The organism is Lysobacter enzymogenes (assembly GCF_900106525.1).
Classification (GTDB): Bacteria; Pseudomonadota; Gammaproteobacteria; order Xanthomonadales; family Xanthomonadaceae; genus Lysobacter; species Lysobacter enzymogenes.
Genome location: NZ_FNOG01000009.1, coordinates 17,147 through 41,905, shown reverse-complemented (window position 1 = coordinate 41,905; position 24,759 = coordinate 17,147). Strand labels below are relative to the sequence as shown.

Genomic DNA, 24,759 nt, shown 5'->3' with positions numbered 1-24,759 from the left:
TTCGATCAATGCCGCCGGTGCGATTGCGCCAGCGCATCGCCGTGCCGCGTTTCCAGCCACAGTTTCACCACCAAGGTCACCAGCGCCAGGCCCGCGAGCAGCGAGGCCGCCGCGAACGCCGCCGCGGCTTCGCCGCCGAGCTGCTTGTAGAGAACCTCCACGTGCAGCGACAGGGTGTTGGTGGCGCCCATCACGTTGCCCGAAACCACGGTCACCGCGCCGAACTCGCCCATCGCGCGCGCGCTGCACAACAGCACGCCGTACAGCAGGCCCCACTTGATGTTGGGCAGGGTCACCTTGAAGAACATGGTCCAGGCGTTGGCGCCGAGCGAGCGCGCGGCCAGCTCTTCGTCGCTGCCTTGCTGCTCCATCAGCGGGATCAGCTCGCGCACCACGAACGGGAAGGTCACGAACAAGGTCGCCAGCACGATGCCGGGCGTGGCGAACAGGATCTTGAGGTCGTGGGCGTTGAGGAAGTCGCGGAAGAAACCGTGGGTCGGGCTGAACAACAGCACCAGGCACAGGCCGGCGACCACCGGCGAAACCGCGAACGGCAGGTCGATCAACGACAGCAGCGTGCGCTTGCCGCGGAACTCGAAGCGGGTCAGCGCCCAGGCCGCGAACACGCCGCAGATGGCGTTGACCGGGACCACGATCGCCGCAGTCAGCAAGGTCAGCTTGAGCGCGTCGACCGTGTGTTCCTCGGCAACCGCGCCCCACCACACCTTCAGCCCGCTGCCGAACGCGGCGCCGAGCAGGGCGAACAGCGGCAGCACCACCACCAGCAGCATCACCGCCACGGCCAGGCCGATCAGCGTCCAGCGCACCCAGGCCGGTTCCTGCAAGTGGTCGCGCTCAGCCATCGCGGCGGTTCCCGTGGGCGAACAAGGTCGAGGCGGCGTTGATCGCCAGCAGGCAGGCGAACGACATCAGCAGCAGCAAGGTCGCCAGCACGATCGCGGCCGGCACGCCGCCGTCCTCTTCCAGGCGGATGGTGATCAGCATCGGCGCGATCTCGGTCTTCCACGGCAGGTTGCCGGAGATGAAGATCACCGAGCCGAATTCGCCCAGCGCGCGTGCGAACGCCAGCGAGAAGCCGGTCAGCAGCGCCGGCAGCAGTTCGGGCAGGATCACTCGGCGCAGCGTGGTCAGGCGCGAGGCGCCGAGCGAGATCGCGGCTTCTTCCTGTTCGCGGCCCAGCGCTTCGAGCACCGGTTGCACCGTGCGCACTGCGAACGGCAGGCCGACGAAGATCAGGGCGATGACGATGCCGGTGAAGTTGTTGACCAACTGGATGCCGAACGGCTTGACCAGTTGCCCGATCCAGCCGTTCTCATCGTAGATCGCCGCCAAGGTGATGCCGGCCACCGCGGTGGGCAGGGCGAAGGGCAGGTCGACCAGCGCGTCCATCAGGCGCCGGCCGGGGAAGCGGTAGCGCACCAATACCCAGGCGATCAGCGCGCCGAACAGCAGCGCGGCGATCGCGGCGATCAACGACGCGCCGAAGCTGACCTTGAGCGAGGCGATCACGCGCGAGTCGGAAATCGCGCGCGCCCAGCCGGCCCAGCCCAATCCGCCGGAACGCAGGATCAACGCCGCCAGCGGCAGCAGCACGATGAGGCCGAGCCAGGTCAGGCCGATGCCGAGGCCCAGCCCGAAACCGGGCAGGGGACGGCGCCAGCGACCGGAGGCCGGCAATGGGAGGGCTTGCTCGCTCATGTGGCGGTGGGCGGCAGAAGTTTTGAGGGACGCAGGGGTGCGACGCTATCGCGTTGGCTCGATCCGGTGGAAATGCGCGTTGGTTGTATCGAGGTGCGCGATGGCGATATGGGGTCTGAGTCGGCGATGGTCGGGAAGTTCCGTACGGTGAATGGGGTGGGGGTTCGGGGCGGGCAGCGGATGGCTGACTCGATTGCCGGATTGGCCAGGGCCTGAGCGCATCGCCCCCCTCACGCCGTCATTCCGGCGAAAGCCGGAACCCATTTTGCTGTTGTTCCTGCGGCCCGGGATCGAGGGTAGGGCAAAGTCAAAATGGGTTCCGGCTTTCGCCGGAATGACGGTGTGGGGGCTTCGTCGGAACGACGACGCAGCGCCGCCGCAACAACACACCGCGGTCGCGCCGGCTCTCGCACGCCGGCGCGGCCGCGGCCCGATGACGCTGCGGTTACGAACTTACTTGGGCTGATAGATCTTGTCGAAGAACCCGCCGTCGGAGAAATGCGCGGCCTGCGCCTTCTTCCAGCCGCCGAAGGCGCCGTCGATGGTCACCTGCTTGATCGCCGGGAACTTGGCCAGCTCCGCCGCCGGCACCTTGTCCGGCTCGGCCGGGCGGTAGCCGTGCTTGGCCGCCAGGCGCTGGCCTTCGGGGGTGTAGAGGAAACGCAGATAAGCCTCGGCCTGCTTGCGCGTGCCGTGCTTGTCGACGTTCTTGTCGACCCAGGCCACCGGCGGCTCGGCCTTGATGCTCAGGCTCGGCACCACCATCTCGAACTGGCCGCGGCTGTTGGACTGGTCGAGCGTCAGCAGCGCCTCGTTCTCCCACGCGATCAGCACGTCGCCGATCTTGCGGTCGACGAAGGTGGTGGTGGAGCCGCGCGCGCCGGTATCGAGCACGGGCACGTTCTTGAACAGCTGGGTCAGGTAGTCGGTGACTTTGTCGCCGTCGCGGAACTTGGTCGACGCCCAGGCCCAGGCCGCCAGATAGTTCCAGCGCGCGCCGCCGGAGGTCTTGGGATTGGGGGTGATCACGCCGACGCCGGGCTTGATCAGATCGTCCCAGTCCTTGATGCCCTTCGGGTTGCCCTTGCGCACCAGGAACACGATGGTCGAGGTATACGGCGAGCTCTGGTGCGGCAGGCGCTTCTGCCAATCGGCCGGCAATTGCTTGGCGTTGGCGACGGTGTCGATGTCGCCGGCGAGCGCCAGCGTCACCACGTCGGCCTCCAGCCCGTCGACCACGGCGCGCGCCTGCTTGCCCGAGCCGCCGTGCGAGGTGCGGATGTTGAGGGTCTCGCCGGTCTGCTGTTTCCACTGCGCGGCGAAGACCTGGTTGACCTCGGCGTAGAACTCGCGCGTGGGGTCGTAGGAGACGTTGAGCAGTTCGGCGTCCTTGGCCGCGGCGGTGCCGGCGGCGAGCGCGACGCTGAGCAGTACCCAGCGGAATGCGGTTTTCATCGGTCGATCCTCTGCGAGATGGGGTAAGTCCGGAACGTGTCGAATGGAAAGATTTCGGATCAGAACGCGAGCTGGGCGCGGGTGAAGAACGCCTTTTCGTCCTCGCGGTCGCGGCCGGCGGCGGCGCCGCCGTCGAATTGGGTTTGAGTGTAGTTGGCGACCAGTTTCAGATTGGAGGTGAGGTACCAGTTCAAGCCCAGCCCCCACGAGCGCGCGGCGGCGGCGACGGCGTTGGGATCGGCGAAGCGCGGGAACGCGGCGTCGTCGATCTCCAGGCGGCCGTAGCGCGCGACCAGTTCGAACGCGCCCCAGCCTGCACTACCCACGGTAAAAGGATGGTTAGGCCGGGACACGCCGCGGTAGCCGGCATCCTCGCCGGTGAGCACCAGGCCGGCGGTGAGCTGCCAGGCGCGGTGGTCGAGTTCCTCGCGCACCGCGCCCACCCGCACTTCCTGGCTGGAGCTGACGTATTCGCCGAGCAGGCCGAAGGCGTTGCGGTAGAAATACAACTGCGGCGACCAGCGCTTGGTCGCACCGTCGGCCAGCACGGTGCTGCGGTAGTTGAAGAACTGCGACTGTCCCGGCGTGCGGTAGCGCGGCAGGAAGTTGTTGCCGCTGCCGGCGCGGTCGCCGGCGCTGGCGCCCAGGCCGAAGCCCAACCCTTGCAGCGCGCCGCCGGCGTTCTTCCACGGCTCCAGGAAGATGCGTCCGGCGTATTCGAATTCGTTGTCCGGATTGGTGGTGGGGCTGTCGCGGCCGTCGACCGCGCCGTTGAACACGCCGACCGCGTAGCTCACGGTGGAGCCGGCGAACTCGCCCTGCAACTGCAGGCCCAGGTCGCGGTTGGGCGTGAGTTCGGAGGCCAGGCCCAGCTCGATCAAACCGGTGGAACCGCTCGACTGCAACCGTTCCAGTCCGACCGGGCTCTTGAACTTGCCGATGCGCAAGGTCGCGCGCGGATCGAACTTCAGATCGAGGTAGGCGTCGTTGATGGTGGCGGTGTCGCCGGCGAACTCCGGCATGATGCGGAAGCCGACCAGCGAGCCCCAGCTGCCTTCGATGCTCGGCTGGATCCGCCGCCACAGGAAGGTGTCGTTCTGCGGTACCTGCGAATCGCCGATGAAGAAACGGCCGTCGGCCTGCACCAGCGCCTTGAGCTTGACTTCGACATCGCCCGGCGGCGGCGACTTGATCGACAGGCCCTTGCTCGCGCTCAGCGCCACCACCGGCGTGCTGGCGGCCTTGGCCGCGCTTTCCTCGGCCTGCAGTTCCAGCTTGCGCTCGATGATGCGCAGGCGCTGGTCGAGATCGGCGAGGCCTTCGCCGCCCTCGCTGCCGGCGACGGCCGGCGCGGCGGCGCCCAGGCGTTGTTCGATCGCCTTGAGGCGTTGCGCCAGTTGCTCGATCGTGAGTTCGGCCGCATGCGCCGGCAAACCGGCGGCGCAGGCGAGCGCCGCCCACAGCGGCGCGGTGGTGAGGCGGACGAGCGGCCGGCGGACCCGGTTTGGCATGGTGCTGCTCCTTTCATCGAAAGACGGTGGAAGGGCCCGGGTGGCACGGACCACGGAACTGGCAGAAAAAACAACAAAGAAAAATCCCTTAGAAACCGCAGCCGCCCCAAGGCGTCCCAACGATTTCCCCAGCAACGACGTGCTTCGCGCACCCGCGAACCATCGAGCCGATAAACCCAACCCCCAACAAACCGCGGCAAGCGTCTAGACGACTGCCCCGACAGCGAAACCTCGGCGTCTGCGCGGCTTGTAAGTCAACCAAGCCCAGACATCGAACGCCTCACCCGCCGCAAACGCCCCGACGACAGCGCAAACACGAATCCCCGGCGCCCCCGCGCCGCACGCAAGCGTCATCGCGAAGCTTCATCCCCACGACTCCGCCGGCACCGTCACCTCGACCCGCTCGCTGCGGGTGATCTCGACGATGCGCGAGGCCTGCACGATCACCTCGATCCTTCCCGCGCCAAGCCCGCGCAGCGCGCGCAGCAGGGCGAACTCGCTGTCGCTGAGGTTGACGATGTTGATTTCCGGCTCCGGCGCGCGCTGCGCCGCGTAGCGCACGGTCGACACCTGGGCCGGCGCGGGTTTGCGCGCGGCGCCGGGCGCGGACTTGCGCGCGCGGCTCACCGCCGCTCTCCCAGTTCGGCCGAGAGGAAGGTTGCGTCCAGCAGCGCCGGGTCGATCGCCGCCGCGCCGAAGTCCGGCATCAGCGCCAGTTCGCGCAGGCTGCGCCGGTCGAGCACGTTGGACAGCGCGTCGCGCGCCTCGCGCATCAGCGAGCGCAGGCTGCAGGCGTCGGGATCGGCGCAGTCGGCGCAGGGCTGGTAGGCGCTGACGCTGGCGCAGCGCACCGGCGCCAGCGGGCCGTCGATGGCGCGGATCACGTCGCCGACCATGATCTGATCGGACGGGCGCGCCAGGGTGTGGCCGCCCTTCTGCCCGCGCCGGCTGTTGATGAAGCCGGCTTCGCGCAGGTCGACCAGGATCGATTCGAGGAATTTGCTCGGCGCGCCGCTGTGCTCGGCGATCGCCCGCGCCTGCAGGCGGCCGTGGCGCGGCGCCGGCGCGGTCCGCCCGCCCTCGGCGCGCGCCAGCGCGCACATCGCGCGCAGGGCGTACTTGGCCTTCATCGTCAGCATTTCCCAGTCACCATGTAGGAAATGTGGCGCGGCGGCCGGCGCAGGGGAAGAGGCATTGGCTTATCTGGGTATGCCGGTGCGGAATGTGTGCCGGCGGTCCGCCGTCGGGGCCGCGGCGGGCGCGGGAGTCGCAAAGCCGCGTGAGCCGGTAGGATGAGGCCGATGCGACTCGCCACTCCTCTGCCCCCGCTGGCCCGCACCTGCCTGACGGTGCTGGGCGTCCTGGCCGCCGTGTGCTGGCTGGCGCCGCTGCTGAGCCGGTTCGGGCCGGTCCTGCCCGACTGGGAGGCGCTGTCGGCCGCGCCGGGCACGGCCGGGCACTGGTTCGGCACCGACGCCATCGGCCGTGATGTGTTCGCCCGCACCCTGGCCGGCGGACGGCTGTCGCTGGGCATCGGCCTGCTCGCCAGCGTGGTCGCGCTGGTCATCGGGCTGGGCTACGGCGCGATCGCCGGACTCGCCGGCGGCTGGGTCGAACGCTGGATGCTGCGCGTGCTCGACGTGTTCTCGGCGCTGCCGTTCCTGCTGGTGGTGATCCTGCTGCTGACCTTGTTCGAACGCTCGCTGTGGCTGCTGCTGGCGGCGATCGGCGGCTATGTGTGGATCGACCTGGCCCGGGTCATGCGCGCGGAGGCCGCGCGCCTGCGCGAGGCGCCGTTCGTGCTGGCCGCGCAAGCCGCCGGCGCGAGCTTCGGCCAGCGCCTGCGCTGGCACGTGCTGCCGAACCTGCTGCCGCTGGCGCTGGTGTATCTCGGCCTGATTTTGCCGCAGGCGATTTTGGTCGAGAGTTTTCTCGGCTTCCTCGGCCTGTCGATCGACGAGCCGTCTTCGAGTTGGGGCGGGCTGCTCGCCGAAGGCGTGCAGGAACTCGACAGCGCGCCGTGGACCTTGTTGTTCCCGGCCGGCTTCCTGGTCGCGACCCTGGCCGCGTTCCAGTTCCTCGGCGACGGCCTGCGCGATTGGCTCGACGTGCGCGGCCAGGCCCAGGCGCGCGGCACCGAGCCTGCGCGCCCGAATGAGGCCGCCTCGGCATGAGCGCCGTGCTGGAACTGCATGGCCTGCAAGTGGAAGCGGCCGAACGTGGCCGCGCGCCGCGCGCCTTGCTCGGCCCGCTCGATCTGGAACTGCATGCGGGCGAATGCCTGGGCGTGGTCGGCGAAAGCGGCAGCGGCAAGAGCCTGACCGCGCTGTCGCTGCTCGGGTTGTTGCCGTCGCCGCTGCGCGCGCGCGGACGCCTGCGCGTGGACGGCGCCGAGATCGCGCTGGACTCCGCCGCGCACGCGCGCCTGCGCGGCCGCACCCTGGCCTGGGTGCCGCAGGATCCGCTGGCCTCGCTGCATCCGCTGCGCCGGGTCGGCGCGCAATTGGTCGAAACCCTGCGCGCGGTGCGCGGCCTGGGCGGCGACGAAGCGCGGCGGCAGTCGCAGTCGCTGTTCGAGCGCGTGCAACTGCCCGAACCCGCGGCGGCGCTGGCGCGCTATCCGCATCAGTTCTCCGGCGGCCAGCGCCAGCGCATCGCCATCGCGCTGGCGCTGGCGACCCAGCCGCGCGCGCTGATCGCCGACGAGCCGACTTCGGCGCTGGACGCGCGCATCGCCCGCGACATTCTCGATCTGCTCGACCGTCTGCGTCGCGAGGACGGGCTGGCGCTGTTGCTGATCAGCCACGACTTGCCGCTGGTCGGCGCCTACGCCCAGCAGTTGCTGGTGCTGCAGCGCGGCGCCGCGGTCGAACGCGGCAGCGCCGCGCAGGTGTTCGCTGCGCCCGCGCAGGTGTACACGCGCGAGCTGATCGCCGCCGACCGGATCGCGCCGTTGCCGGCGCCGGCCGACGCCGACGCGCCGGTGCTGTTGCGCGGCGAAGGCCTGCGCATGCGTTATCCGCGCGCGCCGCGCGCGGCCCTGGACGGCGTCGATATCGAACTGCGCCGCGGCGAAGGCCTGGCCCTGGTCGGCGAAAGCGGCAGCGGCAAGAGCACGCTGGGCCGCGCGTTGCTGCGCTTGTTGCGCGGCGCGCAGGGGCGGGTGGTGTTCGACGGCGTCGATCTGGCCGCGCTGGATCCGGCCGCGCTGCGCCGGCTGCGCGCGCGCACCGGCGTAGTGTTCCAGGACCCTTATGCCTCGCTCGATCCGCGCATGCGCGTGGCCGAGATCGTCGCCGAGCCCTTGCGCATCCACGGCCAGGGCGACGCGGCCGCGCGCCGCGCGCGAGCCGCCGAGTTGCTGCTTGCGGTCGGCCTGGACGAGACGATGCTGGAGCGTTATCCGCATCAGTTTTCCGGCGGCCAGCGCCAGCGCATCGCCATCGCCCGCGCGCTGGCGACGCGGCCGCAGCTGCTGGTGTGCGACGAAGCGGTGTCGGCGCTGGATGCGCATCACCGCGCGGCGGTGTTGCAGTTGTTGGCGCGGCTCAAGCGCGAGCACGAGCTGGCGTTGTTGTTCGTGACCCACGATCTGTCCGCGGCCGCAGCGGTGGCCGAGCGTATCGCGGTGCTCGAGGCGGGGCGCATCGTGGAGAGTGGGACGACGGCGCAGGTGCTAGGCGCGCCGGCGCATGCGCATACGCGCGCGTTGCTGGCGGCGCGCGCGGCGTTGTAGGCCTGCTGCGGCGACGGCGCGCTTCGTTGCGCGGGTGGCGTGCCGGGATACGCTGTAGTTGCGGTTTCGCGGTCGCGGCTTGCGCCGCTCCTACATGAGGAGCGGCGCAAGTTTGGCGCAGCGGTCAGATCAGGCCGCCGCCGAGGCTCAGGCGGGCGACGCCGACGACGATGACGATGGCGTTGAGGATCAGGCCGGCCTTGGCCCGGCCGTTCTTGCCGGCGCCGCTGAACAGCACGCCGATCGCGGCGATGATCGCGCCGACTGCGGCGAACGGGATCAGGAACCAGTTGCCCCATCCCAACAGCGGAATCAGCGCCAGGATCATCCACAGCAGCGCCACCACGCCCCAGATCAGGCTGATCACTCCCATCGTCGTTGCGCTCCACAAGCGGGCCGGATTGGCCTTATCGCAAAATGAGTGGCGCCATGCGCGCATTCAAGTGCCGTTAGTCGCGGCGGCGGGCTTGCCGTTCAAACAGCGGCGTCGGCGCCGCCGCTTTGCGGTTGGCGAAAATCACGCGTTGCGGCGGCGCTTGAATACGGCGGCGGGGGCGAGTTCGAACGTGGCTGCGTCGCCGCCGCGCGAGCCGCAGGCGCGCCCGACGCTGAACGCGGCCGGCGCGGATTCAACCGTTCAGCCTGCGCCTGCTGCGTTGCAACAGCATGACCAAGAGCGTGCCGGAACGGTCCGGTTCGGTGAAATAATTCGTACCTGCTTGGCTGTATAAAAGTGCAGCAAATCGCTTTATGGTTAGTGGGCCGGTGCCGGGGAGGGCGCGGTCTACCGCATCGCTCAGAACGCATGCCTTGACGGTTCCGTATCGGTTCTTGTCAGCCTTAGGGGAAATAAAGGAATGAAACACAGCACTCTATTGGCGCTGGCCATCGCCAGCGTCATCGGTATGAACGTGGTCGCGTCGGGACAGGCGCACGCAGGCAGCGCCTGCGACCTCACCGACGGCATCGCCGGCAACGAAAACGACGGCGGCAGCACCGCGAACGGCTTCGACGCGGTCGCCTGCGGCATCGCCAACAGCGCCGACGGCGCGCAGGCGGTGGCGGTGGGCAGCAACAACGCCGCGGCCGGCGAGGACAGCACCGCGGTGGGCAGCAGCAACTTCGCCACCGGCGCGCGTTCGACGGCGAGCGGCAACCTCAACCTCGCGCTCGGCGACGACGGCACCGCGGTCGGCTCGGGCAACCAGGCGCTGGGCAACAGCACCAGCGCGGTGGGTTTCTCCAACCGCGCCAACGGGCAGGACAGCAGCGCGCTGGGCAACTTCAACTCCACCGACGGCGTCGGCGCGAACGCGCTGGGCCGCAGCAACCGGGTGCAGGGCGCGCGCGGCAACGGCATCGGCGGCGACAACGAAGTCGACGGCGACGACGCCACCGCGATCGGCAACGGCAACCGCGCCAGCGGCGCGCGCAGCCTGGTGGCCGGCTTCAACAGCCAGGCCACCGCCGCCGACGCGGTCGCGCTGGGCAACAACTCGCTCGCCGACCGCGCCAATACGATCTCGGTCGGCGCCGCCGGCGCCGAGCGCCAGATCGTCAACGTCGCCGCCGCGACCCAGGACACCGACGCTACCAACCTGGCCCAGCTCAATCGCGCCGTGGGCGTGTTCGGCGGCGGTGCCAGCTTCGCCGGCGGCGTGTTCACCCCGCCGACCTATACGATCCAGGGCAGCGCGTTCAACGACGTGGGCGCGGCGTTCGGCGCGGTCGACGGCCGCCTGACGGATCTCTACGGGCGCATCTCGGCGATTCCGGCCGGCCCGCAGGGCCCGCAAGGTCCCCAGGGTCCGCAAGGCCCGCAGGGGCCGCAAGGTCCTCAGGGCCCGGGCGGCGGTGGCGGCGGTTCGGCGCTGTCGGCCAACTACGACGACGCCTCCAAGAGCACCATGACCCTGGAAGGCGCCAACGGCACGCGCGTGGCCAACGTCGCCAACGCCACCGCCGCGACCGACGCGGTCAACCTGCGCCAGATGCAGGCCGGCGACGCGGCCTCGGTGCAACAGGCCAACGCCTACACCGACCAGCGCATCAACGGCCTGAACCTGGATTTCGGCAATTTCCGCGCCGAGGTCAACGACCGCTTCGAAGACCTCGACCGGCGCATCCGCCGCAACGGCGCGATGTCGGCGGCGATGTCGCAGATGTCGGCCAACAGCGCCTATGCCAAGCCCGGCCGCGGCCGCCTCGCGGTCGGCGCGGGCTTCCAGGACGGCGAAAGCGGCCTGGCCATCGGCTACGGCCGGCGCATCAACGAGAACGTGTCGGTCAGCATCGGCGCGGCGTTCTCGGGCTCGGAAAGCTCGGGCGGCGTCGGCTTCGGCGTGGATCTGTAAGCGCGGATCCGCGGTTGCCGATCACGACCGGCTGAATGCAGAAAGGCCCGCTTCGGCGGGCCTTTCTTTTGCTGCGCCAGCGCGGCGCGGACTCGCGTGCGCGCCGCCCGCGCGGCGAACTCAGCCGTGCACCCCGTCGATCTCCACCAGCAACTCGTGCCGGCACACCGCCGCATGCAGCAGCACGCGCGGCACGCGGTCGCCGTAGCGGCGGTCGAGTTCGGCCTGCAGCAGCGGCAGGTCGGGCAGGTCGCGCACGTACACCTTCAGGCGCGAGCCGGGGCCGAACGCGGCGGGCAGGCCGGGGCGCTGCTGGCGTGCGGCGCCGATCAGGCTGTCGAAGTTGGCCAGGGTTTCCTCGAGCTGGGCCAGCACCGAATCGGCGTGGCGCGATTCGTGGCCGACCACGGCCGCGGTGCCCGACAGCAGCAGCGGCATCTGCGCCGGCTGCGGCGGCAGCATCGCGCGGGCGAAGCTCGGCGACTGCGGGCCGTAGCGGCGCGGATAGCGATAGGCGCTGACCTGGCGCGGATTCTCCAGCGGCGTGCCGGGCACGCGCGAGGCCAGCCAGTACACCTGCAGGCGGCGCGCGCCGTCGACGCGGCCGATCGCGGTCGCCGCCGGCAGGCGCGCGATCGGGAACTCGCCCAGGCCGGCGGCGCGGCCGACGCAGAACACGCGGTAGCGCTCTTCGTCGCCGTGGCCGAGGGTGATGCCGTCGAGGTAGTTCCAGATCCGCAGCAGATGCGGATAGCCGCGCTGCGCGGTGAAGGCCAGCAGCTTGCGGTAGAGATATTCGGCGGCGCGGCCGATCTCGCCGTTGACGGGCTCGCCGGGCAGCGGTTCGGGTTCGTCGATTTCGATCACGCCGAACTGCAGGGTGCCGTCCTGCGACCAGGCCAGATCGCCGTCGCGGCCGCTGGCGACCGGGCCGAGCCCGCGCCAGCGCTCCAGGCGGCGGTCGCCGAACGGTTCCAGCGGCACGCGCAGGTAGCGCGGGTCGTCGTGGTGCGGCGCGTCCTGGCCGAAGCCGAACAGCGCCAGGGTGTCGTCTTCGGCCAGCAGTTGCGCCGGGTCGGCGTCGAGGTAATCGACCTGCAGACGCGGGCCGCCGACCATCGCGGGCGCGGCGCTCATCGCCGGCCTCGCGCGCGGTGGCTGGCAAGCGGGGACAGCGGGGGCATTGCGGGGGCGGGCGGCTGGTCGGAGCCGGCCGCGGCGAGGGCCGGAACGGCCGTCGCGGACGCGGAAACGGAAGGCTTCATGCGCAAATGATAGCTCGCGGCAGGCGCGCACCGCACGGCCGTACGGTCGCAGGCCGGGCCCGGCAAAGCCGCGTCGGTGCGGCGCAAGTGGTTGATTTTTCGCCAGTTGCCCGCGGCCGCCGGCGGACGCTTGCGAGCGCGCCCGGCGCCGGCGGTTGCGCCGTGCGGCGCGATGAAGGATCGTGGCGCCCCTTGTAATAGTTGTCACGGAACGCACGATGTCTGAACAAAGCCCCGCCGAACGCGAGCTGGCGCAGCTGCTGGTCGAGAGCCTGAACCTGGAGGACGTGGCGCCGGAGCAGATCGATCCGGAAGCGGCCTTGTTCAACGAAGGCCTGGGCCTGGATTCGATCGACGCGCTCGAACTGGCGCTGGCGATCACCCAGCGCTACGGCTTCCAGCTGCGTTCGGACAACGACGAGAACCGCCGCATCTTCGCCTCGCTGCGCGCGCTGTCGAACCATATCGAACAGCACCGCGCGGCGTGATCCGCGCGCGCGCCGCCGCTGCGGCGCGCGCCGCGACCCTTGCCGGGCCCGACCTGCCGTGAACGAATCCGCGTCCAGCGCCAGCGGTCCGGCGCGCGTGCTGCTCGCCATCGCCTTCCCGCTGCTCGCGCATTGGGCCAGCCACGACGGCGGCGGCGTGCCGGCGGCGCTGGCGCTGGCCGACCTGGTCGCCTTCATCGTCATCGACGGCCTGCTGGCGCTGCGGCCGGCGCCGTGGGCGATCTTCGCCGCGTTGCTGGCCGCGCTCGCCGCGCTGGCGCGCACGCCGTACGCGCAGATGCTGCTGCTGACCCCGCCGATGCTGTTCAACGGCTGGCTGGCGTGGTGGTTCGCGCGCAGCCTGCGCGCGCCGCGCGAAGGCCTGATCACCCGCATCGTCGCCGCCTTGTACGGCTGCGCGCCGGGCGAGCTGGCGCCGCCGCTGTATCGCTACACCCGCAGCCTGACCGCGCTGTGGGCGGCGGTGTTGGCGCTGCTGACCGTGGTCAACGCCGCGCTGGCGCTGATCGCCGTGCCCGACGGGCTGCTGGCGCGGCTGGGCTACGCGCCTTCGCCGTCGATCACCCAAGAGCAGTGGTCGTGGTTCGCCAACATCCTCAACTACGGCGTGATCGGCGCGATGTTCGCCGGCGAGTATCTGGTGCGCCGGCGCCGTTTCCACGACCGTCCGGAAACCGGCTTCTTCGATTTCCTGCGGCGCATGGCCAAGCTCGGGCCGCGGTTCTGGAAGGAACTGTTTTCTTCCTGAACCTGATGCGTCCGACGCGCGCGATACGCGGCGCGCGCGTTGGTTCGGGTTCAGCGCCGCATGCTCGCGCGACCCTGGCGGATGCGTTGAAAACGCTTGCAGCGCCATCGTCGCGCCGCGTTGGCCTGGGCGTGCTCTATGCTTCGGTGTCCGTCCATTGCGTAGCCGCCGCACCGTCCATGAATTTCGTCGTCCCCGCCGATCATCCCTGCCTGCCGGGTCATTTCCCCGGCCGGCCGCTGGTGCCCGGCGTGGTGGTGCTGGAGCGGGTGCTGCAGGCGCTGCGCGCGCAGTACGGCGAACCGGTCGGGTTGCGCCTGCCGCAGGTGAAGTTCCTGCAGCCGCTGCTGCCGGGAGAAACCGCGCGGATCGAACTGGAACCGATCGAACCGGATCAGTCCGCATCGAAGCCGGCCGGCGCCGCGCGCTGGCGCTTTCGCGTGCACCGCGGCGAGGAACTGCTGGCCAGCGGCGAACTGGTCGCCGGTATCGCCGCGCGCGGCGGGCAGGCGCCGGCATGAGCGCCGGCGACTGGAAGAGCCGCCCGGAAGGCGGCGGGCCGCTGGCCTACCGCGCGATCTTCTTCATCGCCGATCGCGGCGGCCGCGCCGTGGCGCGGTTGGCGCTGTATCCCATCGTCGCGTTCTATCTGCTGGTGCGCGGCCCCGAGCGGCGCGCCTCGCGCGCTTACCTGGCGCGCGCGCTCGGCCGCCCGGCCGGGCTGATCGATGTCGCCCGCCACATCCACACCTTCGCCGCCACCATCCTCGACCGGGTGTTCATGCTCCGCCAGGGCATGGACCGTTTCGACGTCGAGCTGCGCGGCCTGGAATCGCTGGAGGCGCTGCTCGACCGCGGCCAGGGCGTGCTGCTGCTCGGCTCGCACCTGGGCAGCTTCGAAGCGCTGCGGGTGCTGGCGCGGCGGCGGCCGCAGCTGCGGGTCAAGGTCGTGCTCGACCGCGGCCACAACGCGGTGCTGATGCGCATGCTCGACGCGCTCGACCCGCAGATGGCCGCCAACGTCATCGACGCCGGCCAGGACGGGCCGAGCATCGCCCTGCAGATCAAGCACGCCACCGACGAAGGCGCGATCGTGGCGATGCTCGCCGACCGCGCCGGGCCCGGCGAGCCGGCGACGACGGCCGAGTTCCTCGGCGCCGGCGCGCCGTTCCCGACCTCGCCGTGGCTGATCGCCGCCGCGCTCAAGCTGCCGGTGGCGCTGGCCTTCGGCCTGTACCGCGGCGGCGCGCGCTACGAACTGGTGTTCGAGCCGTTCTGCGAAGCGTTGAGCATCGAGCGGCGCGAGCGCCCGGCGCGGCTGGCCGCGCTGGTCCAGCGCTATGCCGAGCGTCTGCAACACCACGCGCGCTGCGCGCCGTACAACTGGTTCAACTTCTACGATTTCTGGCAGGCCGATGAAGCTTCTTACCTTTCCCGCGGCGCCGCTCGGCGCGACCCTGGCGCTGCTGCTGGCGGCGACGTGGCCGCTCGCCGCGCCGGCTGAGCAAGCCGCCGCGCCCGCGCGCGTCGCCGACGAGGGCGCGCAGCCGGCCGATCCGGCCTGGATCCTGCCGCGCCTGGCCCAGCCGGTGCCGGCGCGCACCGACTTCGTCGAGGTGCGCGGCTCGGCCCTGCTCAAGGCGCCGCTGCGCGTGTCCGGCGAATACCGACGCCCCGACGCCGACACCCTGGTGCGCGAGGTGCGCGAGCCGTACGCGGAAACCACCAGCATCCGCACCGGCGCCAAGCCCGGGCAGGGCGAGGTCAGCATCGCCCGCGCCGGCAAGCCGCCGCGGCGCTTCTCGCTGTCGCGCGCGCCGGAACTGGTGGCGCTGCAAGCCAGCTTCGGCGCCTTGCTCGGCGGCGACCGCGCCGAACTCGAGCGCCACTACGCGCTGGCCGCGCAAGGCACGCGCCGGCAGTGGAGCGTGACGCTGACGCCGAAGGACGCCCAGGTCGCCGCGCGCGTGCGCGCGATCGTGCTGCTCGGCCGCGACGACGAACTGCGCTGCATCGAAACCCAGCCGGCGCGCGGCAGCGAACAGCAGCGCACCCTGCTCGGCGCCGCCGCGCGCGCCGCCGCCGCGGTCGGCGACGCCAGCCAGCTGGCCGCGCTGTGCCGCAGCCACGGCCCGACCCGCTGATGACGCCCGCCCGTCGCGTACTGTTCGCCCTGCTGTGGCTGGGCGTACTTGCTGTCGCCGGTTGGGCGATCGGCGCGAACCTGCAACTGAGCGGCGACCTGCGCAGCTTCATGCCCAGCGCGCGCACCCCGGCGCAGAAGCTGCTGATCGACGAACTCGGCGAAGGCCCCGGTTCGCGCCTGCTGTTGCTGGCGCTGGAAGGCGACACGCCGGCGACGCTGGCCGCGCAATCGCAGGCGATGCGCGAGGCGCTGTCGGCGCAGCCGGCGTTCAAGCTGGTCGCCAACGGCGCCGGCCTGGGCCTGGAGTCGGTGCCCGAGCGCCTGCGCCCGTACCGCTATCTGCTGTCGCCGACGCTCGACGAACAGCGCCTGGACACGGCCTACCTGAGCGAGCAGCTGCAAAGTCGGGTGCAGGACTTGGGCTCGCCCGCGGGCGAATTGATCGAGCCGCTGCTGCCGAGCGACCCGACCATGGAAATGCTGCGCCTGGCCGAAGCCTGGCAGCCGGCGCTGGCGCCGCAGACGCTCGACGGCGTGTGGTTCGACCGCGCCGGCCGGCAGGCGCTGCTGGCGGTGGAAACCCGCGCCGCCGGTTTCGACCCGAGCGGGCAGGAGCGCGCCATCGCCGCGATCCGCGCCGCGTTCGAACGCGCGCGCGGCGCCAGCCCGGCCCAGCTCACCGTCAGCGGGCCGGGCGCGTTCTCGCTGGAGATCGGCGGGCGCACCCAGCGCGAGGCCAGCCTGATCGGCACCATCGACAGCCTGTTGTTCGTCGCCCTGCTGTGGCTGGCGTATCGCAGCTGGAAGGCGCCGCTGATCGGCGGCCTGCCGCTGGCGACCGCGGGATTGGCCGGCCTCGGCGCGGTGGCGATCTGCTTCGAGGGCGTGCACGGCATCACCGTGGCGTTCGGTTTCACCTTGATCGGCGTGGTCCAGGACTATCCGATCCATCTCTACAGCCACCAGCGCCCAGGCTTGTCGCCGTGGACCAGCGCGCGCAGCCTGTGGCCGACGCTGGGCACCGGCGTGGCCTCGACTTGCATCGCCTATCTGACTTTCTTCGTTTCCGGCGTGGACGGGCTGCAGCAACTGGCGGTGTTCACCATCGTCGGCCTGGCCACCGCCGCGCTGACCACCCGCTTCGTGTTGCCGGCGCTGATCGATCCGGCGCCGCGCGATGTCGCCCAGTCGCAGCGTCTGGCGCGGGTGTGGACCGCGCTGGCGCGCTGGCCGCGGCTGGGCGTGGCCAGCGTGTCGCTGCTGGCCGCGCTGGCCTTGGCGGTGGTGTTGTTCGTGCCGGGGCCGTTCTGGCAGAACGATCTGGCCAAGCTCACCCCGGTGCCGGAAGACGCGTTGGCGCGCGATGCGCAATTGCGCGAGGAACTCGGCGCGCCGGACGTGCGCTTCGTCGCCGCGATCGAGGCGCGCGACGCCGAGGCCGCGCTGCAGGCCTCCGAAGGCCTGCTCAAGGAACTGCCGCAACTGCGCCAGCGCGGCGCCATCGCCGGCTACGACCTGGCCGCGCGCTACCTGCCCAGCGCGCGCACCCAGCTCGAACGCCAGCGCCGCCTGCCCGAGCCCGAAGCGCTGCGCGCGGCGATGGCCGAGGCGGTCGCGACGACGCCGCTGCGCGAGGACGCGTTCGCCGATTTCCTGCGCGACGTCGAAGCCGCACGCCACGCGCCGCCGCTGCGCCCGCGCGACCTCGCCGGCACCGGGCTGGCCAGCAGCATCGAAGGCCTGCTGCGCGAACGTCCGGGCCGCGCGACCGCGCTGGTGGCGTTGTCGGGGCTGCACGATCCCGAAGCGGTGGAAGCGGCGGTGCGCCGTCACGGCGGGCGCCTGCTCGATCTGAAGCAGGCGTCGGAATCCTTGGTCGCCGAGTATCGCGGCCGCGTGCTGATGGCGCTGGCCCTGGCCGGCGTGCTGCTGGCCGCGGCGGTGTGGGTGGCGCTGCGCTCGCCGCGGCGGGTGCTGCGGGTGCTGGCGCCGATGGCGCTGAGCACGCTGCTGATCCTGGCGTCGCTGCGCGGCTTCGGCGTCGAGCTCAACCTGTTCCATTTGGTCTCGCTGATCCTCGCCGCCGGCCTGGGCCTGGACTACGCGCTGTTCTTCGACCACGCCGGCGACGACCGCGGCGAACAGCTGCGCACCCTGCACGCGGTGATCGTCTGCAGCCTGACCACGTTCATGGTGTTCGCGCTGCTGGCGCTGTCCTCGATCCCGGTGCTGCGCGCGATCGGCGCGACCGTGGCGCTGGGCGTGGTGTTCAATTTCGTGCTGGCGTTGTTGATCGTGCGCGAGCCGGCGGCGATGGACCTGGATGAGGCCGCCGATGCGCAGTCGTGACGAGATCGCCGCGCTGATTCCGCATCAAGGCCTGATGTGCCTGTGGGAATCGGTGATCGAGTGGGACGAGGCGCGCATCGTCGCGCGCAGCGACGGCCACCGCGACCCGACCCATCCGCTGCGCGAAGGCGCGCGGCTGGATGCGGTGCATCTGTGCGAGTACGGCGCCCAGCTCATGGCCGTGCACGGCGGCCTGCTGGCGCAAGCGCGCGGCGGCCGCGCCCGGCCCGGCGTGCTGGTGGCGCTGCGCGCGGTCGAGCTGCGCGCAGCGCGCATCGACGAGCTGCCCGGCGCGCTGGAGGGCCGCGCGCGGCAGTTGGCCGCGAGCGACGGGAGCTGGCAGTATCAATTCGAAATTTTCCACGCCGACGAACTGCTCGCCAGCGGGCGCGCGGCGGTGATGGCGCGCGCAGAAGACGACACAGCGCGGAGCCGGGCGTGAGCGCGATGCAACGCCCGGGTTCGCACAGCGGAGAGCAGCGATGAGCGGAACCGACAAACCGGCGCGGCGCGCCTTGGTGACCGGCGGCAGCGGCGATCTGGGCAGCGCGATCTGCCTGCGCCTGGCCGCGCAGGGCTGGCGCACGATCGTGCACGCCAACAGCGGCATCGAGCGCGCCGAAGCGGTGGTCGCGCAGATCCGCGCCGCCGGCGGCGCGGCCGAGGCGGTGGCCTTCGATGTCGCCGACGGCGAGGCCGTGCGCGCGGCGCTGGCGCGTCTGGCCGAAGCCGGGCCGATCCAGTGCGTTGTCAACAATGCCGGCATCCACGACGACGCGCCGATGGCCGGCATGAGCGATGCGCAGTGGCGGCGGGTGATCGACGTGACGCTGCACGGTTTCTTCCACGTCACCCAGCCGCTGCTGCTGCCGATGGCGCGCACCCGTTTCGGCCGCATCGTCAGCGTGTCCTCGGTGGCGGCGGTGCTCGGCAACCGCGGCCAGAGCAACTACGCCGCGGCCAAGGCCGCGCTGCACGGCGCGTCCAAGTCGCTGGCGCGCGAGATGGCCAGCCGCGGCATCACCGTCAATGTGGTCGCGCCGGGCGTGATCGAAGGGCGCATGGCGGACGAGACGTTTCCGAAGGAAGCGATCAAGCAGATGGTGCCGGCCGGCCGCGCCGGGCGCACCGACGAGGTCGCCGCGCTGGTCGGTTTCCTGTGCTCGGACGAGGCCGGCTACATCAACGGCCAGGTGATCGGCATCAACGGCGGCATGGTCTGAAGCCGACGCGGCCGAGCGTTCCGTGCCGGCCGCGGCGCCGCCGGTCGGCTCCGGCGGACCGCCGATGAACGCGGCGCGCCGGGACGGGCCGCGCTTCACCGCGCGCGCGGCCGCGACGTCGTAGCATGGGCCCAACGTCCGTCGTCGGAATCGCCGTCATGCGCAGACTGTTCCTGTTGGCCGCGCTCGTCCTGGGTTTGGGCGCCTGCGCCAGTTCGCACGTCATCACCGGCCAGCCGCGCCCGCCGGTCCCGCTGGAGCAGGTGCGCGTGTACTTCGCGCCGCCGCCGAGCCGTTACGAGGAAATCGCCCTGCTGCAGAGCAACAGCGGCGCCTTCACCTACGGCGAGCAGAACAAGATGAACTCGGTGATCAACAAGCTGCGTGCGGAGGCGGCCAAGCTCGGCGCCAACGGCGTGCTGTTCCAGGGCACCGAGGACGGCTACGGCGGCAGCGGGGTCAGCGTCGGCGCGGGCGGCGGCAGCTACGGCGGCGGCCGCCACTTCAGCGGCGGCGGGGTCGGGGTCAGCATCAGCCCGCGGCAGAAGTTCGCGCGCGGGGTCGCGATCTTTGTGCTCAATCCGCCGCCGATGACCGATCGCGGCCCGCAGGGTCTTCCGCCGCCGCCTCCGGCGGCGCCCACGCGCTGAGCCGCCGCGCGCGGTGCGCGGCGCAGCGTCGGGCTTCGCGCTCGGCGCGTTCGTCGTTGGGAATGCAGACTTCAGCGTCGGGTGAGCGAAAGCGCGCCGGCTTCGCTGCGCGAAAATCCAATCGCGCTCAGCGCGGCGCGACCGGCGCCTTGCGCGCAGGCTGCGCGGCGAACTCGCCGCTGGGATCGTCGATCAGCGGCGGATGGGCGCGGATGCTGCGATAGACCTGCGCCACCCGTCCGCGCCGCAGGCACTGCAGCACGATGTGCGCAGTGATCCGGCTGAAATCGCGCAGCGGCTTGAAGTGGCTGGCGCGGTAGGCCTGTTCGCCTTCGACGTTGTAGCGCGATTCGATCGGCACCGAGACGCAGCGCGTGCCCAGCCGCTGCGCCGCCGACATCAGGATCTGCGCCTCGAACACGAAGTCCTCGCCCGGCACCTGCTCCAGCGCGGCCACGTCGGCCGGATACAGGCGCTGGCCGCTCTGGCTGTCGGCGACCTGGTAGCCGGTGCCCCAGGCCACGCCCCAGTCGGCGAAATCGTTGGCCACGCGGCGATAGGTCGGCTGCGCGGCGCGCTTGCGCAGGCGCGCGCCGATCACGATGTGGCCGGGATGGCGGTTGCCGCTGTCGATCAGGCGGGCGATGTCCTCGGCCGCGTGCTGGCCGTCGCCGTCCATCGTCGCCACCGCGGCCGCGCCGCGGCGCAGCGCTTCGGCGAAACCGTCGCGCAGGCTGGCGCCCTTGCCCTGGCGCTGCGGATGGCGCAGCAGCACCGCCGGCAGGTCGGCGATGCGTTCGGCGGTGCCGTCGTCGGAGCCGTCGTCGACCACGATCACCAGCCCGCATTGCGCCAGCGCGCCGCTGACCACTTCGCGGATGCGCAGCGCTTCGTTGAGCGCGGGAATCACCACCGCGACGTTGTCGCGGTGCAAACGCACCGGCGCGCTGGGCGGCGCCGCTGCTTCAGTCATGGCGCAGTTCCAGCCACACGCCGCTGCCGCCGCCGGCCGGCAGCGCCACCGCGCCGGCGCCGGTGGCGAGCGCGTCGAACAGGTCCAGCATCGGCGCGGAGGCGTTGAGCGGATCGCGTCGGCGCAGGCGGCCCGGCGTCGCGGCCGCCTCGGGCGCGGGGCCGAGCCGCGCGTGCAGGGTCGGCGCGCCCGCGCGCGGCGCGCGGCCGAGCACCAGCGCCGCGCCGAGCAGGCCCTGGCTCGGCGCGACCGCGGCCAGCGGGCCGTAGGCGGCGCCGTCGTAGCCGGCCAGCAGCACCGCGTCCTCGCCGGCGGCGAGTTGCGCCAGCGCTTCCAGCAGGCCTTGGGCGAAGCCGCCTTCCAGCGCGCTCAGCGCGGTGGCCGGACGCATCGCGCCGACGCCGATGGTCCAGTAGCCGGCGGCGGCGTTGTGCACCGAGTTGTGGAAGCGGGTCGGCGAGATCGCGCGCGGGTCGTGGGCCAGGGTCGCGCACATGTAGTCGGTGATCGCCATGTCGCCGTGGCTGGACACGAACACCGACGACAGCGACGCCGGCTCGCGCCCGGCCGCGGCGCAGGCGGCCGCGGCCACTTCCAGCGCCGCCGCCACGGTTTCCGGCGCGCGCCGGCGCTCGTTGGCGGGCAGCGATTGCGGCGAGGGCCGCGCGGGCGCGGCGTCGACGGCGTCGCCGCCTTGTGCGTAGGCGCGCGCGGCGGTCCAGTCGGGCAGGCCGCGGCTCCAGTAGCCGATGCCTTCGACGCTGGCGGACAGGACGGTGGCGGGACGGGCTGAAGCGTTCATGCGCGCGCGAACACCAGCGAGCAGTTGTTGCCGCCGAAGCCGAAGGAATTGTTCATCGCGTAGCGGATCGGCGCGCGCGCGTTGTCGAAGCGGATCTGCGGGCCGTTGCCCGGATCGGGCTCGCGGCTGTTGAGGGTGCCGGGCAACTCGCCGCTGTCCAGCGCCAGCAACGCGAACGCGGACTCGACGATACCGGCCGCGCCGAGGGTGTGACCGGTCCAGCCCTTGGTCGAGGAGGCATGCAGCTGCGGCGGGAACAACGCCGCTACCGCCAGCGCTTCGACCTGGTCGTTGGCCGGCGTGGCGGTGCCGTGCAGATTCAGATAACCGATCGCATCGGCGTCCACGCCGGCGCGGGCCAGCGCATCGGCCATCGCCAGGCGCGCGCCCAGGCCCTGCGGATGCGGCGTGGACATGTGGTGGGCGTCGCTGGATTCGCCGTAGCCGCGCAATTGCAGGCCGCCCTCTTCGGGTTCGCAGCGCTCCAGCAAGGCGAAGCCGCCGGCCTCGCCGAGCGACAGGCCGACCCGGCGCGCGTCGAACGGCATGCACGGATCGGGCGAAACCAACTGCAGCGAGTTGAAGCCGAACAGCACGCTGCCGCACAAGGTGTCGACGCCGCCGACCAGGGCCGCGTCTACCACGCCGGCGGCGATCAGGCGCGCGGCCTGGGCGAACACTTTGGCGCTGGACGAACACGCGGTGGCGACGGTGACGCACGGCCCGCGCAGGCCGGTGGCGGCAGCGACGAAGGCGCCGGGCGAATGCGGGGTGTGCAGTTGCGGGCGGTCGAGATCGGCGGGGAAGCGCGGCGGTTCGCCGTGCAGGCGCGCATAGGCTTCCTCGGTGGCGCCGATGCTCGAGGTCGAGGTGCCGACGATGACCGCGACCCGCTCGGCGCCGTGGCGCGCGACCGCGGCGGCGATCGCCTGCGGCAGGCCGTCCTGGTTCAGGCTCAGCCAGGCCAGGCGGTTGTTGCGGCAGTCCCAGTGCGCCAGCGCCGGCGGCAGCGGCGCCTGCTCGATTCCTTCGACCCGGCCGATCCAGCAGTCCAGCGGCGCCTGGTCCGGCGCGAGCGGGGCGAAGTCGTTGCGGCGCAGGCCGCTGCGGCGTTCGCGCAGGGCCGCGGCCTGGGCGGGCAGGCCGTGCCCCAGGGCCGTACTGGCGGTGTAGGCGCGGATCGCCAGGGGCGGCATCGGGGAGACGGTGGATGTCACTGCGCGGGCGGGCCGGGAGGGTGAGGCGGGCCCGCAGTATAGCCAAGCGCCGCGGCGGCTCCGGCGATGCCGGAGCGGTGCGACGCTGTACGGTTCATCGCGGTGTGCGTGCGGTGCGGCGGTGGGGTCTGCGGCGCGGTTCGTGGCGTCGGTGGCGGCGTCGGGAGCGGCTTGGAAACGCCGATCTGAACCGCGGCGCCAGAATGCGGCGCGTATCATGGCGCGGCCGCGAGTCGCCGCGTCGTATCGGATGGCGTCGTCGCCGCCGCCGCGGCGCGAACCGCGACGAGGTCGTCGGCGAGCCCACGCGCACCGGGCCGGCGAGGATTCGAGTTCCATCGCAGGGGGATTGCATGCGTTCCATCCAATTCGCGCCGACCGCGTTCGCGGCGCGCCTCCCGCACCCAGGCCAGCGCCGGTTCCAGGCCGTTTCCGCGTGACTACCCGCATCGCCCATCGCATCGCCTTGTTCGGCGATCGCGACATCCTGTTGGTGGCGGCGGTCGCCGCGGCGGTGTGCGCGCTCAGCGCCGGGCTGGTGTATCTGGGCTATTTCGTCCACGTGTTGCGAGTGGCGCGCAACGCGCCGTGCCGGCCCGAGCGCGGCGAATGCGTGCTGCTGTTCGGCAAGCACGCGCCGCAGGGGCGGCTCGACCGCGATTTCGAAGCGCGCCTGGACCGCGCCGCGGCGCTGTGGTCGGAACGTCCGCCGCATAGCGTGGTGCTGCTCGGCGGCGGCGCCGCCGACCAACCGGCCGAGGCCGAACTGGCGCGGCGCGGCCTGCTCGCGCGCGGCATCGCCGCCGACGCGCCGCTGCGGCTGGAGTGCGAATCGCGCGACACCCTGCAGAACCTGCGCAACGCGCGCGAACTGCTCGGCGAGGGCATGCGCGGCCGCGTCACCCTGCTCAGCAGCCGCTACCACCTGGCGCGCTGCGCCTGGCTCGCGCGCCGGCTCGGCTACGACTTCGAACTGTGCGCGGCCGAGCCGCGCCTGCGCCTGGGCCCGCGCATGCTGGTACGCCTGGCCGGCGAAGCCGCCTACGTTTGCCTGAGCGACCTGGGCGCGCGCTGGGCGCGGCTGACCGGCAGCCGCCGCATGCTGGCGCGGCTGAGCTGAGCCGGCCGGATCGTGCCCGCCCGCAGCGGGCCGGCGGCCGGCAAAATTTTCCGTTCGCGAAAACTCGGCGCCGTGATCGCTGCCAGCCGCTTATGTGACTGCGATCAGCCGGGGGTGGCGCTTCGGCCTTGCCGGCGATGGGTTTTGCGCGAAGTTTTGTGGCAGGCGCATCGGCGCCAGCGGTTCAGGCGTCCTCGCGGCGCGTGCGCGCGCCGCGCAACAGGTCCTGGCGCGCCATCGCTTCGCGCAGGTGCGCCTCGCCGCCCGAGCACACCGCCAGCACCCGGCAACGGCCCGGCGCGGCGGCGAGATAGGCATGGCCCATGGTGCTGTCGAAATAGATCGAATCGCCGGCTTCCAATCGCGCCGGCGCATACAGCTCGGTGTGCAGTTCGATCGCGCCTTCCAGCACCAGCGCGAACTCTTCGCCGGTATGGCGGATCAGTTCGCCGAACTCGTCCAGGCGGCGCGCGTGCAGCTCGACGATGATCGGCACCAGGCGCTTGTTGAGCAGTTCCGAGGCCGGATACAGATGGTCGTAGTGTTCGGTGCGGATCGTGTAGCCCTCGCCGGCGCGGGTGATGCTGCGGCGGCCGCCGAAGGCGTCGTTGCCGGCCGGCGCCTGGCTCGAGAACAGCTCGCCGATGTCCACTTCCAGGCCTTGGGCGATGCGGGTGAGCTTGTCGAAGCTCAGCGACATCTTGCCGTTCTCGATCTTGGACAGGGTGGAAATCGGCAGGCCGGTGCGGGCGCCGATTTCGGCCAGGGTCCAGCCGCGCTGGCGGCGCAGGGCGCGCAGCGCGACGCCCGGGTTATGGGCGGCGGCGGGCGCGGCGACGGTGACGGTCTTGCTGCGCTTGGCGGGCATGGATTAGGCCGAGTAGGGCACACGCGACTCTAGGGCCCGCGCCGAAGCCTTGCCAAGCCGCGGCGGCAAGCGATTGTGCGGATTGTGAAATAGGCTTTCTAATCGGGAAAATCG

Annotated in this window: 25 protein-coding genes; 13 read left to right on the top strand and 12 right to left on the bottom strand. The window is 71.6% G+C overall.

Annotated elements, in window-relative coordinates:
• Positions 1-5: 5 nt before the first annotated feature.
• The 6 genes from cysW to BLU84_RS20475 all read right to left on the bottom strand — a co-directional run bounded on the left by cysW (position 6) and on the right by BLU84_RS20475 (position 5,824).
• Positions 6-863 (bottom strand): sulfate ABC transporter permease subunit CysW, encoded by an 858-nt coding sequence (gene cysW, locus BLU84_RS20500; protein ID WP_074871543.1) that lies wholly within the window; start codon positions 861-863, stop codon positions 6-8.
• Positions 856-1,719 (bottom strand): sulfate ABC transporter permease subunit CysT, encoded by an 864-nt coding sequence (cysT, locus tag BLU84_RS20495; protein WP_074871541.1) that lies wholly within the window; start codon positions 1,717-1,719, stop codon positions 856-858. The genes cysW and cysT overlap by 8 nt, the downstream gene beginning before the upstream one ends.
• Before the next feature lie 453 nt (positions 1,720-2,172).
• Positions 2,173-3,174 carry a sulfate ABC transporter substrate-binding protein gene (locus BLU84_RS20490; protein WP_074871539.1) on the bottom strand — a complete coding sequence of 334 codons (1,002 nt, stop codon included), beginning with the start codon at positions 3,172-3,174 and terminating at the stop codon, positions 2,173-2,175.
• A 59-nt stretch (positions 3,175-3,233) separates the two neighbouring features.
• Positions 3,234-4,685 carry an OprO/OprP family phosphate-selective porin gene (locus BLU84_RS20485; RefSeq protein WP_074871537.1) on the bottom strand — a complete coding sequence of 484 codons (1,452 nt, stop codon included), beginning with the start codon at positions 4,683-4,685 and terminating at the stop codon, positions 3,234-3,236.
• A 363-nt stretch (positions 4,686-5,048) separates the two neighbouring features.
• Complete coding sequence (locus tag BLU84_RS20480; protein WP_074871535.1) at positions 5,049-5,312, bottom strand: hypothetical protein; 264 nt, start codon at positions 5,310-5,312, stop codon at positions 5,049-5,051.
• Positions 5,309-5,824, bottom strand: coding sequence for an RrF2 family transcriptional regulator (locus tag BLU84_RS20475; RefSeq protein ID WP_074871532.1), 516 nt, complete (start codon positions 5,822-5,824; stop codon positions 5,309-5,311). The genes BLU84_RS20480 and BLU84_RS20475 overlap by 4 nt, the downstream gene beginning before the upstream one ends.
• A gap of 162 nt (positions 5,825-5,986) precedes the next feature.
• Here BLU84_RS20475 and BLU84_RS20470 point away from each other — a divergent pair, with 162 nt between their 5' ends.
• Together BLU84_RS20470 and BLU84_RS20465 are read left to right on the top strand one after the other, a co-directional pair.
• On the top strand, positions 5,987-6,859 hold the full coding sequence (locus BLU84_RS20470) for an ABC transporter permease (RefSeq protein WP_074871529.1): 873 nt from the start codon (positions 5,987-5,989) through the stop codon (positions 6,857-6,859).
• On the top strand, positions 6,856-8,421 hold the full coding sequence (locus tag BLU84_RS20465) for a dipeptide ABC transporter ATP-binding protein (RefSeq protein WP_074871526.1): 1,566 nt from the start codon (positions 6,856-6,858) through the stop codon (positions 8,419-8,421). Before BLU84_RS20470 ends, BLU84_RS20465 begins: the two co-directional genes overlap by 4 nt.
• Before the next feature lie 124 nt (positions 8,422-8,545).
• On the opposite strand, the gene BLU84_RS20460 is transcribed toward BLU84_RS20465, so the two are convergent.
• Positions 8,546-8,794, bottom strand: coding sequence for a hypothetical protein (locus tag BLU84_RS20460; protein ID WP_074871524.1), 249 nt, complete (start codon positions 8,792-8,794; stop codon positions 8,546-8,548).
• Between the two features lie 484 nt (positions 8,795-9,278).
• Here BLU84_RS20460 and BLU84_RS25850 point away from each other — a divergent pair, with 484 nt between their 5' ends.
• Entirely contained in the window at positions 9,279-10,775 is a 1,497-nt protein-coding gene (locus BLU84_RS25850; RefSeq protein WP_083382951.1) for a YadA-like family protein, read from the top strand.
• 120 nt (positions 10,776-10,895) lie between these two features.
• Here BLU84_RS25850 and BLU84_RS20435 read toward each other — a convergent pair whose 3' ends face one another.
• Positions 10,896-11,912: a chorismate transformation FkbO/Hyg5 family protein gene (locus BLU84_RS20435; RefSeq protein WP_074871521.1), complete on the bottom strand. Its 1,017-nt coding sequence runs from the start codon at positions 11,910-11,912 to the stop codon at positions 10,896-10,898.
• Between the two features lie 346 nt (positions 11,913-12,258).
• Here BLU84_RS20435 and BLU84_RS20430 point away from each other — a divergent pair, with 346 nt between their 5' ends.
• The 9 genes from BLU84_RS20430 to BLU84_RS20390 all read left to right on the top strand — a co-directional run bounded on the left by BLU84_RS20430 (position 12,259) and on the right by BLU84_RS20390 (position 19,665).
• On the top strand, positions 12,259-12,528 hold the full coding sequence (locus BLU84_RS20430) for a phosphopantetheine-binding protein (protein ID WP_074871519.1): 270 nt from the start codon (positions 12,259-12,261) through the stop codon (positions 12,526-12,528).
• 58 nt (positions 12,529-12,586) lie between these two features.
• Positions 12,587-13,297, top strand: a complete 711-nt coding sequence (locus tag BLU84_RS20425) for a COG4648 family protein (protein WP_083382950.1) — start codon at positions 12,587-12,589, stop codon at positions 13,295-13,297.
• Between the two features lie 179 nt (positions 13,298-13,476).
• Positions 13,477-13,818 carry a 3-hydroxyacyl-ACP dehydratase FabZ family protein gene (locus BLU84_RS20420; RefSeq protein WP_074871516.1) on the top strand — a complete coding sequence of 114 codons (342 nt, stop codon included), beginning with the start codon at positions 13,477-13,479 and terminating at the stop codon, positions 13,816-13,818.
• Entirely contained in the window at positions 13,815-14,801 is a 987-nt protein-coding gene (locus BLU84_RS20415; RefSeq protein ID WP_074871514.1) for a lysophospholipid acyltransferase family protein, read from the top strand. The genes BLU84_RS20420 and BLU84_RS20415 overlap by 4 nt, the downstream gene beginning before the upstream one ends.
• Entirely contained in the window at positions 14,713-15,441 is a 729-nt protein-coding gene (locus BLU84_RS20410; RefSeq protein ID WP_233431192.1) for a LolA-related protein, read from the top strand. The genes BLU84_RS20415 and BLU84_RS20410 overlap by 89 nt, the downstream gene beginning before the upstream one ends.
• Complete coding sequence (locus BLU84_RS20405) at positions 15,441-17,792, top strand: MMPL family transporter (protein WP_074871511.1); 2,352 nt, start codon at positions 15,441-15,443, stop codon at positions 17,790-17,792. Before BLU84_RS20410 ends, BLU84_RS20405 begins: the two co-directional genes overlap by 1 nt.
• Entirely contained in the window at positions 17,779-18,234 is a 456-nt protein-coding gene (locus tag BLU84_RS20400) for a hotdog family protein (RefSeq protein WP_074872063.1), read from the top strand. The genes BLU84_RS20405 and BLU84_RS20400 overlap by 14 nt, the downstream gene beginning before the upstream one ends.
• Before the next feature lie 40 nt (positions 18,235-18,274).
• The gene (gene fabG / locus BLU84_RS20395; RefSeq protein WP_074871509.1) at positions 18,275-19,015 is read left to right on the top strand and encodes a 3-oxoacyl-ACP reductase FabG; all 741 of its coding nucleotides are present in this window, start codon (positions 18,275-18,277) and stop codon (positions 19,013-19,015) included.
• A 158-nt stretch (positions 19,016-19,173) separates the two neighbouring features.
• On the top strand, positions 19,174-19,665 hold the full coding sequence (locus BLU84_RS20390; RefSeq protein WP_074871507.1) for a DUF4156 domain-containing protein: 492 nt from the start codon (positions 19,174-19,176) through the stop codon (positions 19,663-19,665).
• Between the two features lie 127 nt (positions 19,666-19,792).
• Here BLU84_RS20390 and BLU84_RS20385 read toward each other — a convergent pair whose 3' ends face one another.
• From BLU84_RS20385 to BLU84_RS20375, 3 genes are read right to left on the bottom strand one after another with little or no spacing between them, the layout of a single operon-like run.
• Positions 19,793-20,638: a glycosyltransferase family 2 protein gene (locus tag BLU84_RS20385; protein ID WP_074871506.1), complete on the bottom strand. Its 846-nt coding sequence runs from the start codon at positions 20,636-20,638 to the stop codon at positions 19,793-19,795.
• The gene (locus BLU84_RS20380; RefSeq protein WP_074871504.1) at positions 20,631-21,440 is read right to left on the bottom strand and encodes a beta-ketoacyl synthase chain length factor; all 810 of its coding nucleotides are present in this window, start codon (positions 21,438-21,440) and stop codon (positions 20,631-20,633) included. Before BLU84_RS20380 ends, BLU84_RS20385 begins: the two co-directional genes overlap by 8 nt.
• Positions 21,437-22,636: a beta-ketoacyl-[acyl-carrier-protein] synthase family protein gene (locus BLU84_RS20375; RefSeq protein WP_074871502.1), complete on the bottom strand. Its 1,200-nt coding sequence runs from the start codon at positions 22,634-22,636 to the stop codon at positions 21,437-21,439. The genes BLU84_RS20380 and BLU84_RS20375 overlap by 4 nt, the downstream gene beginning before the upstream one ends.
• A 457-nt stretch (positions 22,637-23,093) precedes the next feature.
• On the opposite strand from BLU84_RS20375, the gene BLU84_RS20370 reads away from it, so the two are divergent.
• Positions 23,094-23,777, top strand: coding sequence for a YdcF family protein (locus tag BLU84_RS20370; RefSeq protein ID WP_074871500.1), 684 nt, complete (start codon positions 23,094-23,096; stop codon positions 23,775-23,777).
• Positions 23,778-23,961: 184 nt separating this feature from the next.
• Here the strand turns inward: BLU84_RS20370 and BLU84_RS20365 are convergent, their stop codons facing one another.
• Positions 23,962-24,645, bottom strand: coding sequence for a helix-turn-helix domain-containing protein (locus BLU84_RS20365; protein ID WP_083382946.1), 684 nt, complete (start codon positions 24,643-24,645; stop codon positions 23,962-23,964).
• Between the last annotated feature and the right edge of the window lie 114 nt (positions 24,646-24,759).